General features: G+C 38.5%; 14 protein-coding genes and 1 pseudogene. 9 read left to right on the top strand and 6 right to left on the bottom strand.

Annotated elements, in window-relative coordinates; translation table 11 throughout:
* Window positions 1-52: 52 nt before the first annotated feature.
* Together QNJ66_RS23590 and QNJ66_RS23585 are read left to right on the top strand one after the other, a co-directional pair.
* The gene (locus QNJ66_RS23590) at window positions 53-1,192 is read left to right on the top strand and encodes a cyclic nucleotide-binding domain-containing protein (RefSeq protein ID WP_366146315.1); all 1,140 of its coding nucleotides are present in this window, start codon (window positions 53-55) and stop codon (window positions 1,190-1,192) included.
* Window positions 1,193-1,335: 143 nt separating this feature from the next.
* Complete coding sequence (locus tag QNJ66_RS23585) at window positions 1,336-2,034, top strand: DUF928 domain-containing protein (protein ID WP_300511094.1); 699 nt, start codon at window positions 1,336-1,338, stop codon at window positions 2,032-2,034.
* 173 nt (window positions 2,035-2,207) lie between these two features.
* On the opposite strand, the gene QNJ66_RS23580 is transcribed toward QNJ66_RS23585, so the two are convergent.
* From QNJ66_RS23580 to QNJ66_RS23560, 5 genes are all read right to left on the bottom strand, one after another.
* Complete coding sequence (locus tag QNJ66_RS23580; protein WP_300511093.1) at window positions 2,208-3,299, bottom strand: hypothetical protein; 1,092 nt, start codon at window positions 3,297-3,299, stop codon at window positions 2,208-2,210.
* 476 nt (window positions 3,300-3,775) lie between these two features.
* Entirely contained in the window at window positions 3,776-3,985 is a 210-nt protein-coding gene (locus tag QNJ66_RS23575; RefSeq protein ID WP_300511092.1) for a hypothetical protein, read from the bottom strand.
* A gap of 3 nt (window positions 3,986-3,988) precedes the next feature.
* Window positions 3,989-4,264, bottom strand: coding sequence for a hypothetical protein (locus tag QNJ66_RS23570; RefSeq protein WP_300511091.1), 276 nt, complete (start codon window positions 4,262-4,264; stop codon window positions 3,989-3,991).
* Window positions 4,265-4,356: 92 nt separating this feature from the next.
* Window positions 4,357-4,947 carry a hypothetical protein gene (locus tag QNJ66_RS23565; protein ID WP_300511090.1) on the bottom strand — a complete coding sequence of 197 codons (591 nt, stop codon included), beginning with the start codon at window positions 4,945-4,947 and terminating at the stop codon, window positions 4,357-4,359.
* Window positions 4,913-5,935: a hypothetical protein gene (locus tag QNJ66_RS23560; protein WP_300511089.1), complete on the bottom strand. Its 1,023-nt coding sequence runs from the start codon at window positions 5,933-5,935 to the stop codon at window positions 4,913-4,915. The genes QNJ66_RS23565 and QNJ66_RS23560 overlap by 35 nt, the downstream gene beginning before the upstream one ends.
* Before the next feature lie 273 nt (window positions 5,936-6,208).
* Between QNJ66_RS23560 and QNJ66_RS23555 the strand changes: the two genes are divergently transcribed.
* The 5 genes from QNJ66_RS23555 to QNJ66_RS23535 all read left to right on the top strand — a co-directional run bounded on the left by QNJ66_RS23555 (window position 6,209) and on the right by QNJ66_RS23535 (window position 8,339).
* Entirely contained in the window at window positions 6,209-6,466 is a 258-nt protein-coding gene (locus tag QNJ66_RS23555) for a helix-turn-helix transcriptional regulator (RefSeq protein ID WP_300511088.1), read from the top strand.
* Complete coding sequence (locus QNJ66_RS23550) at window positions 6,467-6,631, top strand: hypothetical protein (protein WP_300511087.1); 165 nt, start codon at window positions 6,467-6,469, stop codon at window positions 6,629-6,631.
* 412 nt (window positions 6,632-7,043) lie between these two features.
* Window positions 7,044-7,361 carry a hypothetical protein gene (locus QNJ66_RS23545; RefSeq protein WP_300511086.1) on the top strand — a complete coding sequence of 106 codons (318 nt, stop codon included), beginning with the start codon at window positions 7,044-7,046 and terminating at the stop codon, window positions 7,359-7,361.
* A gap of 123 nt (window positions 7,362-7,484) precedes the next feature.
* On the top strand, window positions 7,485-7,934 hold the full coding sequence (locus tag QNJ66_RS23540; RefSeq protein ID WP_300511085.1) for a hypothetical protein: 450 nt from the start codon (window positions 7,485-7,487) through the stop codon (window positions 7,932-7,934).
* A 3-nt stretch (window positions 7,935-7,937) separates the two neighbouring features.
* Complete coding sequence (locus tag QNJ66_RS23535) at window positions 7,938-8,339, top strand: hypothetical protein (RefSeq protein WP_300511084.1); 402 nt, start codon at window positions 7,938-7,940, stop codon at window positions 8,337-8,339.
* 513 nt (window positions 8,340-8,852) lie between these two features.
* On the opposite strand, the gene QNJ66_RS23530 is transcribed toward QNJ66_RS23535, so the two are convergent.
* Window positions 8,853-9,428 carry a tyrosine-type recombinase/integrase gene (locus QNJ66_RS23530; protein WP_300511083.1) on the bottom strand — a complete coding sequence of 192 codons (576 nt, stop codon included), beginning with the start codon at window positions 9,426-9,428 and terminating at the stop codon, window positions 8,853-8,855.
* 220 nt (window positions 9,429-9,648) lie between these two features.
* Here QNJ66_RS23530 and QNJ66_RS23525 point away from each other — a divergent pair, with 220 nt between their 5' ends.
* Window positions 9,649-9,978, top strand: a complete 330-nt coding sequence (locus QNJ66_RS23525) for a hypothetical protein (protein WP_300511082.1) — start codon at window positions 9,649-9,651, stop codon at window positions 9,976-9,978.
* Window positions 9,979-11,282 (top strand): annotated as a pseudogene (locus tag QNJ66_RS23520) (hypothetical protein); the annotation flags it as partial.

Here is an 11,282-nt window from a genome sequence, read left to right as displayed (position 1 = left end):
AAAAGTATAGCAGTCGCCAAAGCTATTAGGACATTTTTCTGTTCCCTGTTCCCTGTTCCCTGTTCCCTTAAAATATAATTTATGTGTCCTAACTAGCCTGTCTATTGCTATAAATAATATTGAAGGGACTATTGAAAAAATTTCTTTTCGTTCTAGTTTGATTCGTGATATTCATGATGTGATTATTGTTGTTCCTAATAATCAATTAACAAAGGAAACTATAATTAATTGGAGTTATACGAAAGAAAAGTTTTGTCTTCCTATTCCTATTAGTTTCTATGATGAGCAAGATCCCGTCATTATCACAGAAGCATTAGTTTCAGCAGCCTATCGAGAGACCAAGGTTTTGTTAACCCCCTCACCACAAGTTCGCTTCAAAGGATATGGGGAAGGAAGCATCAAATTTGAATTATTAGTATGGTTAGAAAACCCTATAGATAGAGAGCCTATAAAAAGTTCTATTTATTATTTAATTAATGAAGAAATAAAGATTAGAAACTTAGAAACAGCTGCCCCCAAACGACATATTACTGTCCATCCCATTAAAAAAGTATCATCAATTCCTAATTCTCTTTATATTAATAATAACGGTAAGCCAAATTTTTATCATCATGATTCCCATGAAATACACTCTAATCAAAGTAGTAATACTGACAAAAAGCTACAAATATTAGAAACTTTTACTCACTTAAGTGTATTGCTAAAAAAAATAAGTTACTTTCAAAATTTATCTGATTTAGAGTTACGCCAACTGATTGAAGTTGGGTATCGTCAAAGTTTAGCAACAGAAGAAATTTTATTCAATGAGGATGATCCTGGAGATGGTTTTTATATTATCTTATCAGGTTCAGTAGAAGTCTTTAGTCCAAAAACAAATAAACATTTAAACACCTTAAAAAGCGGTGCCTCTTTTGGAGAATTATCCCTTTTATTGGGGATTCCGAGAACTGCTTCAGTAAAGGCACTAACCCCCACTTTACTCTTTGTTATTCATCATCAAGCATTTCAACAATTGTTGCAACAATACAAACATTTATCCGATAGCATTATTCAACAATTAGAAAGCCATCAAGAAGAATTAACCCAAAGAAAACAAATCTTAAAATCAATGGGATTGTTAGAAGAAGACCAAGAAGAGAATGGTGTTACTTGGATTAATAAAAGACTGAAAAGTATTTTCTCCTTAAATTAAATTTTGTAAAAAATATTGATTTATTTAGAGAATTATGGTTATACTTTTAAAAAATATTATTCCTATTATTATAGGGTGTCATTTTATCAGTTAAATCTATGAGCAGAAAATCAAACTTAATCCTTACAAAAAAAATAAGTTTAATGGTTTCTCTAATGGTTTTAGGGTTCTTTTTTCCCTTATTACCGATTCTTGCTTCTCCTCGATTGAAACCTTCTATTATTAGCTTAAATTTTCCCAATACAGGTAATAGAGGCGCACCTGAAAGAAGTGGAGGAGGGGGAACCCGAAGTGACTCTCAAACTTGTCTAACAAATGAAGATAACGAACCCCCTTTAGTTGCTTTAATGCCCAACCGAGAAAACATGGCCAAAACTGCAACTAATACCCCCACTTTTTATGGATATATTCCCAGTACAAGTGCCACCGAAGGGGAATTAGTTTTAGTGGATAAAAACAATCAAGAAGTCTATTTCACGGAATTTTCTTTACCTTCAACACCAGGAATTATTAAGTTAGAAATTCCTGAATCAGCTAACTTAACTCCGGGCAATTATACTTGGTCATTGATGATTATTTGTGATTCTAGATATCGCAACCGAGACAAATATATAGAGGGATCTTTTGAATATATTACCCCAACTCAAACCATAGAAAATCAGATGAAAGATAAACCTTCTCTCGAAAAAGCACAAGTTTATGCCAATGCTAGTCTCTGGTTTGAAACCCTAGATACGGTAGTCAAAATAAAGCAAACAAATCCTCAAGAATTGGAAGAACTTTTAACTTCAGTCGGGTTAGAAACATTAGTAGAAGTTCCGTTTATTAATTGTTGTCAGTAAGTGATTAAGTGGTTGGACAAAATTAAAGTTAACTAGGAACTTCTGATTTCGTTAAGTCCGACTACTTATTTGTTCCAAAGTTTTTAAGAAAAATTTGGCTAAGAATTAGTGTAAGATTTTTTTCGTCTTTTGACCACCAAAAAGGGAGAGCGTAAGCCCTCCCTTTTCTCTTGTTACCTAACTTTATGGCTTCGATAAGATCCAATCAGTTCCTTGAACAACATCTTAACCAACTTATCCCCCACTCGGGCTTTACCCCACTGTTTGAGGGCATTGTTACCAGGGTGATTAGGGTCAATCTTTCCATCTTTGGTTAATTTAGCTTGAATATCCTTAATATAGGAATCATACAAAAACTTAATAGCTGGTTTCGGGTTTTTTGGTGGGGATAATGCCATGTAGCGACGCGCCCATAGGTACAATCGAATTCTTGCCAGAACCGAACCCGTGACAATGTGTCCTTTCTTCTTGCCAGATTCCCATGGCTTAACCGCTTTTCCCAACCTGGCATGAAACCGATTTAACCCGACGCGCTTAGTAATAGGTTTCCCACTCTTGCCAAATTTGCGAGGTTTTATCTTCCTTAACTCGTTTCCATCGGCATCAAGAAACTGGGAAAAAGGGTGGATTTGACAAAGAATTGTTACACTTTCATAAATTCCTAAATCAAATTTGGAAAAAGCCTCGATATAAAAAGAAAATTCAGGTACTTTTAGAAAGTCCTCAAATGTCCGTTTAATCTCTATTCGACGCTGTTTAAGCCTAACAATTTGTTTCGACAAATTTATGGTTTGTAATGCAAAGCCGTATTTGTTGGCCGTGCCGATACTTTTAGAAAGCTTCTTTTTCCAAAACTTCACCCAACCAGGGTGTTGTTCACTGTTACTAATAAATAACCAGATACCGTCAACCTTGTCAGATGACTCTGATTTACTATTTTTTGCTTCTGGGAATTCTGTGTGTAGTAAATTCCGAGCGCGGTTAACCAGGGGCTTCAATTCCCTGTTAATCCGTTCATGTTGTAAAAGTAGCTGATAGATTGCCTGAATCTCAGGGTCTCTTATGGAAAGGAAAAATGACGGGTTATTAATATTAAGCCATCCACAATAAGCCAACGCGGTTGCATCGTGGTAATCGTCTTTGTAATCCCACTGGCATAACTTACGATAACTCGTTAGGTCTCTGTTACCAATTAACCTAACTTCTTTACCAGCATCAAGCAACCTTTCAACCCATAGTTTGGAGTAGTTGCCAGTGGGTTCCATGATGTAAATGTCACCTAAACTTATTAACTTTTCAAGGTTCGTTTGATTGGTTTCTATCTCGGAAAAATAGGCTTGATCGTAAAAATCTGTAGCCTTAGTAATGGGATAATCGAGATAGTCACTTAAACACTAAAACTCATCGGTACTGCTACGCAATTGTAACAACCGATATCTAAACCGACAATGGTTTTTTCATTCATAGTTTTGTGTTGTTTTTAGGGTATTTTTTGTTACCTCTTAATCCTTTGCGTCTGTTAATACCCAAAGCCCGAAACGGCTGATTAGTGTAGAAGACAGTAGGGATAAAAGGGACATGGGGATAGCGTCTGTTAATTCTTTAAGACTGAATCGTCTATTTACTTTAAAAGACCGAATTATCCCCATTAGGGAAAGGGTAGCGAACCCCCTCCATTCCCCCCACTTCTAAGAGTGGGTAGGATGCAGAAGGTTGTTAGGTTAAATTGTTGGGAAAGAATTTAGAAAGGAATGCCATCACCATCTTCATTATTATCTTTTTTCGGCTGATATTTTTCAGGGTAAACAATGCGGTCAAGAGATTCGGCAACGGTTTTAACAAAGTCTTCCCAGTCACCCTGTAAGTCTTCCTCGTTTGTGTCAATATGAATCTCATACCGTCTAGGTTCATATTGTCTAATTTGTCTGGTTTGGCTAACAATTATTTTCATGAATTAATCCTCATCAAATAAAGTGTCAAGTGCTGAACCAGGTATAGGATTTTCTGTTAGGATGGTTCTTTCTAGAATCTCACTAATATTCGAGAGAATGTCCTCAGTTTCTTTTCCATTAAAAACTCGGATCTCTTCATTAGAAAAGACTATTTCAAGTAATCCATCTTTAACTGAGGCTGATTCAACGGATACAGAGTCAAACCAGTTATGATACATAGTTCCTGCACCTTTGTCGGGAACTTCTACTAATACTAATGACAAATAACGTTTGGTCATGCTATACTCCTAATAACAACTAAATGAAGTCAAACTAAGCTCCCATCAAACCCGTTACTTTTTATGCTTTTCTGGTAACGGGTTTTTTAGGTTTAAATTGATAACAAGTGCCTGGCTTGGTTTACGTATTCATCGGGAAAACCTATTAGATAGGCTTCTTCAATGGTTGAATTACGCTTACTGAGTTTTCGTATAAACGTAATGATGATTGGCAATATCAACTTATTAATAGAATCTTCGTTGTCAGAGTCTAAGAATAATCCTTGCTGTAGTCCTACGACTAACAAATGAATAGCAGTCCCATCAACTTGTAGATTCATTAATGGAATCTTTTGAGCATTATTTTCAATCATCCAAGATTGTTTAATTATGGTTAAATCGTTTGAATTCCCGTAGGAATCTACAGCCGTTAAGACATCCTCAAAGGGGATAAGAATAGAACGAATGTCTCCCTTGATAGGGTCGAAAATATCTGATTCCCCATACTTGTCAAGTAAGATGTGTTTTTCCATAGCATTTAATTTGTCTAGTGCTACAAGGAAAACCATTTCTTTAGGTATTAAATATTCTCTATCTAAAGCAGAATAAGCTTCACAAGGGATGCCATCGGGACAGAAAGATAGGTCAATATCTTTAACCTTTTCTTTGTCAAGGAATACCGTGTATAGTGGGGCTTCTGTCATTGGTTAAACTCCAAAAAATTAACTTTGTGAACCAATTATCAAATTGGTCTTTTTCTTCGATCAATGCTTGCAAGTCATCTTGCCAAACTTCTAACTTTTCAATAGGCACTTCCTCGACTTCATCATCGGTCGTTTCGTCGGTCATTTCTTCTTCTTGATCTGCCTCCCAACTGTCTAAGACTTCTTGCAGTTTCTCTTTAGGATTAAAGCCCTTTTCTCTAGCTCTTGTCTCAAAGTCTTCTAAGATTTGAGCATCGACTTGAACCCATGTCTTTGTCTCTTTTTCTTGAACTCTAAATACCTCCTTAATTAAAGTGGACGTAATATAGTGAGGCGGAACAGCCTCTATCAGCACTTGCCATTTATCGATTAATTCTTGTCCCCAAAATTGAGTAAACCATCTAGCTTGTGCTTCATTTTTAGGCAATACCTTGAAACCAGCACAAATGAGTTCTTTAACGACCCTGGTAGCTTTAATTAATTTGTCAACATAAGCAGCACTCCTATGTAGTTCTTTTTGACAAAATTCTTTCCATGTTTTGTAGTGAAGTCGGTACTGCTTTTTTAGTTTGAAGTTAAAAGCCCAAGCCCCAAACTTTAACCATCCATATTGATGAGACTTAATCATATTAATACTCATCGGATAATCATACTGAGGTTTGCCCGTCCCTTTCTTGGCTTCTGTAAACTCTTCTAGGATGTCTTGTTGCCAAGGTTCTAAACTATATAAATCTAAGTCATTAGAAATTGACATCTCCTTAAAAGTGGGAAGTCTGTCAGTATCCTCATTTTCGGGTTGAGGATCTACATTATTAACGACTTGATTATCGTTCAGTAAATTCTCACTTAAGTTTTTAGGATCGTATTCAGATACTTCCTCACACTGAGAACAAACAAGATCAATAGTTGGCAGTTTTTCAACAACTGCTTGATCAGAGATTACAGATTTAAACCCACAATGGGGACAGTCAAAATGATAGTAAGACATGGAGAGGGAAAGGGGAAATATCCCCCACTAAATGTACATCATCAGGTTTGAACCTGATTAAATTATCAAACTTCTAGAGATATCGAATGAGCTTTTTCTATAGGCGTTCTCCTATGCTGCATATTGACTTATAACAACGTTTGAAGTAATTCACTAGCTATAGATCATTAGGCACTGATCCCTTTAATGGGTTACTTCGTTGTTGTCTCTTTTCTCTACTATAGTAGAGATTTTCCCAAAAGTCAATCTACTATAGTAGAGATTTTTGTTAAAATGGATAAAAACTTATGCACCACTGATAAACCATTGAAGGAATTAATCAAGCAACACGGCTACACACAAAAATCTTTTGCGACGGCTCTAAAAAAGCACGTTTCAGCAGTAACTGCTTATATTGCAGGTAAAAAGTCGCCTACGATTGCAGTTGTGGCAGATATGTGTCGTTTGCTTGATGAGTCTCCAAAAACCGTTATGAAATCGCTCGGGATTGATGTATCGGGTATCCCAGACGATCACATTGATGATCAATAAATGATGATGCCAGTCCCGAGGGGGACTGGCGCGGAAAAAAAACCCTCTGGACTTAGTTTACCAACAATGATGAACATTAGCGATCGCAAATTAAATCTCGTTCCCAACCAACAGGGCTTAGGAAGATCGGCACGGGCTTGGATGAAGCCGAGGGAGTTTCCTTGAGAAATTTTCTACCGAGTTTTAAAAAACTCCCAACCGGAGGCGGATAATTTTCACCTTATATATAAGGGCGAGAAATGATGACCCCCAACCCACCGCCTAAGCCGTACTGGCCACTGTCCACTACCCCCCAATCGGGGCTTAGAAATTGTAGATTCTGGAAAAATTAAAACAATGGTCTTAAAAGGAATTAAGCACTCCCTGTACACATGGTGTACATCTGAAAGACAAAAACATACTGGGATTTTCCCGAGTTTCACTGAGTTTGTTAACGGTTACGAGGATTTAGGCTATAACTTTAAAAGTTGGAAAAAGCATATAGCTGGAATTTGGTCAAAAAAATCCTTTTTTGAGGATTTAAACTGGCATAAACAAGAAATTGATGATCTAACAACTGCTTATTGTGATAACTAATATGATTTACGAAACACTTAGTTTTGTTCTTGGTGGTCTTTCCTTTGAAATCGTCAGGATATTGGGTAAAGAAATTATCAATTATTACTCTGGAAAGACCCCTAAAAGCCTTTCTGATACCATTTCTGTAGAATTCCACAAAGTCCATAAATACCCAGAATCAGGGGAAATTGACTTTATTAACGCTCTGGTTTATACAGGATTTTCTAGTAAGGAAGAGTTTTTAATTTTTCTTGATGAAAGCGGACTTAATGAAGATTACGACTACTTTATCTGCAAGGAATCTATTGACGTTAATTCTATGGAAGAAAAACTATGACATTCATGTATATCTGTACCGTTTTGGGTATAGGTTTTATTATTGGAGTATTTCTGGCTTATTTCGGGTCTGATGATAATTAATAACCACTCCCCTAACCATTAACCAACCAATTAATTAATTATGCCCATTCAATCTTTACCTAATATTTTCATGGTTTATTACTGTAATAACTGTGAATCAATTATTGCCAGTTCTGACATTAACAGAATTATCCTTACCTCCCCTGGTCAATGCCCTTTATGCCTTGAGGATACTTTGACTGTTTTGCCACAAGAAGACTATCCCGATAATTTTAACCCTCAAGATTTTCCCAATCCTCAAGATGCAATTCTAACAAGTTTTTTTGAGCATTCTAATAATCTTACTGAGATAATAAACGCTTTTGGAACCATCCCCAACTTTTATGATTTGAACCTAGAAATAGTTGAATTAGGCGATCCCAATTTGTTGCATATACTCATCACTCCTTTAATTGAATTTCAACTCAAAGTACAAGATACTGATGGTACAGAGCATGAAATTGAACAGAGAATTGTTCAAGATACTACCCAGTCAAATGGAGGAGTTTAAGTTATGGAACAGTTACAATTATTCTCAATTCCCGATGATTGCGAGATTAATAAAGAAGCGAGTACAGGGTTCCGTGATTGGGAAGTAGATTCTGGAAAAAAGTTATTCGATAACAAAGGCAAAGGTAGTGATGACGGGAGTTTTGAGGAAGACAAAAAACTATTCGATAACACAAATAATCTCAGTGAATTATCTGTTAGCGAATACCAACCAGGAGGCACGGCTGCTAGGAACAATAAATACTATCGCTTCTCCTATAGGGAAGGAAGAAAAGTCAAACATATTCATATCAAAGGGGGTAATACTACTAACCCTATAGCCATAAAACGTAAAGGATTGGTTGAAGCTTGGATTAGAGAAGATGTCCCCCTGGAGAAGATAATTCAATGGATCAAGGAATGGTAGGGTGTAATCATAATTTTTCCCCTTGAGTAGTACACTACAAAGGTACTATGGAACCGGCATCGATGGAAGCTGCTGAGAGGAGCTTAACCCTATTTAATTCGTTGGAGAAGTCCAAAACACTCTAATTGTGAGATGTAGCACTATGGTTGAGTGTACTATGTACTATATTAATATTTAAGTAATAATTTACAATTTATTTATTATCATCAATGATTGATGTTTTTCAAGAAAATCATAAAGAGAACGATATAAAAATCTCTATGGCGATGGCTACGATTAACAAGGCACAACAAATTATTGAAACCCAGAATAATGTGACCACTCCTAACATTCCCAAAAAGTCGCTTAATCGTTTCACCAATTTAGAAAAACATATTTTCCGTTTTCTTCTCATCAGGTTTTTAGGATTCCATAATTACGTAAATTGTCCAATTTTTTTCTTTTGGTCATTCGGTGTGATAGGGGACGGATTCACCTTAATAACATCCCCTAAAAATAAAATTAACCATCAAATTACAAAGCAATATTATCAATGGCCGATGCCACTTGATTCGTTGGTACTTCAATATATTTCTGCAAATTACTCAAGCTACGATGTCCCGTAATTTGCCTAATGGTTTCCAGGGATGTACCGGATCCATGAAGGATGGTCACAAGGGATCGCCGGCCTGAGTGAGTAGTTATCTTCTCATGACCCATGCCTGCTTTCGTGGCAGCATTCTCCAAATACTTCAATATGGCCTCATAAGAAATTGGACAATTGGGTTTTCGAGGGGATGGGAACAAGTAGCCCGAGTCGTTGGGGGTGTACCGTTCCAAATACCATCTGAGTTTCTTGGTGATGGGAACCGAGATAGAGTGCTTCTTGCCTTTACGGATTTCTTTAGGAAAGAAAATCATTTCTCGAAGGACTTTGTTAGCAGGGTCTACGTATACATTCTCTACTTGCAGTAATCTGGCCTCTTGCGATCGGCATCCAGTGAACCGGAGTAACGACCAAATTGTTTGATGGGTTATCGATTGTCCAACTTTTTCGAGGCGAGACCATTCCTGGGCATTTAAAACTTTAGCTTGACCACCAACTGACATTTTTAAACCTCTTTCTTAATAAAAAAATCAACTACAGATTTAAGTTTAATATTCAGTTAAATCTGTAGTCCTTGCCTGTTTGTCATGTTTGCTATCTGGCTGTAGTCTAGCAATAGTAGGGAATGTAGCGCATTGTGGATACTACTGAAAATGTATATTTTCTGTAGTTGCTATCAGAAAAGGTAAAGGATAAATTGGAAAAAACACTTTACAAATAACAATGCTTAGATCCGCTAACTTTGATGCCTTAGTTGATAACTGCGACCATATTGAGCAAATAGTTGCTTTAGGCGCTCATGCGCTTTCAAACCGATATGGTGGTGACAAATATCTTGTGTCGGGCTTAAACACCGACGGCGGACAAATTTTCTCACCAAATATCGATCTTTGGTCTGGTAGTCAACAAATTGGTGAGCAGCAAAGTGAGCAGCAATTAGTAATCACCTTTGCTGCTCAAATTTCCATCGGCCATCACACATCCACCACACCCTGGTTATCTGTTTTACCCATAGGAGATCCGGCTGACACTCCTAATGGAGACTTCGCGTAGGTGGCTCAGTCCCAAACTATAACCGCACCCCCTAAACCAGCACCGGCACCAATCGGTAGAAATGGCCGTGTTCCGTTTCGGTTGCCAAGTCCAAGGGGGAGACGGCCACGCCCACCGGGCAAAGTTCCCGGGGTGGCCGGATCGTCATTGCAGTGGTTAACACCCTCAATGGCGTGTTTACTCCTGGGGACTAATTGTAGAATTCCTGGCGAAGACAATCCGTCTTATCCATCGGCTGTAGATTACCGCATTGAGGCCGTTATTACGTATGAAGAATATCGGATAGACACGGGTCAAGTCACCCGAACTTTGCAGAGGATCATTAATACAGTCAAGCCGGGGCCTATTGGTGGAACTTCAGTAGACTACGTTCCGCTTTCTCCTACCCATGATCGTGGCTTTTACTATTTTTACATTAATCACGCAGAAAATAATCACGGTCAAACAAGCTCCAGAACTACCGTAACGCCCCATAGTAAAAATCCTAATGGATATTCGGGAACAAACTATCGGATTAAGCATGAAGATGTCCAAATATCTCGTGTCGACGGGTTAGAAGACCCCCCCTCTACTCCAAATTATTATACTCCTAGAGGACTTAGACCGCCTACTTCTCGGACAACAAGAAGACCCCCCCGTGCAACGAGAAGACCGCCAAGGACTCCCTCTCCCATTAGCAACCCGTCTCCCATTGATACTGGCGTACCGACAGAGCCTACCGTACCGCCGTTTTCTCCTTCTGGGGAAACCGCCCCACCGCCAGTTGAGGAACCAGAGCCTACCAGTGAACCTACCACTGAACCCCGTACCCCTGAACCCCGTAGACCAAAGCCAGGCGAGAGAAATCAGCCCAAACCATTCACGAGGCCGAACCGCACTCCTAAGCCTAAGCCACCACTTAAGCCCATACCGAAACCTGGACGTAAGCCTGGACGTAAGCCTGGACGCAAGCCTACTCCTACTCCTACTCCTAAGACCACTCCTAATACTACTCCTAACACTACTCCTAACCCTACTCCTAGCCCTGCCCCTAGACCCAATCCAAGCCCTAACCCTACTCCTACTCCTACTCCTACTCCCAATCCTAATCCTACTCCCAATCCTAATCCTACTCCGAGTCCTACTCCCAATCCTAATCCTACTCCCAATCCTAATCCCAATCCTAATCCTACTCCGAGTCCTAGACCCAATCCCAGTCCCAATCCCAGTCCCAACCCCAATCCTAGTCCTACTCCGAGTCCTAGTCCTACTCCCAATACTGATCCTAATACTACTCCTAACACTACTCCTAACCCTACTCCTAG

Origin of the sequence: Crocosphaera sp., from assembly GCF_030064895.1 — a bacterium.
In the GTDB taxonomy this organism is placed as follows: Bacteria; Cyanobacteriota; Cyanobacteriia; order Cyanobacteriales; family Microcystaceae; genus Crocosphaera.
The sequence above is the reverse complement of the archived record's forward strand: the minus strand, read 5'-3'. Positions and strand labels throughout refer to the sequence as shown.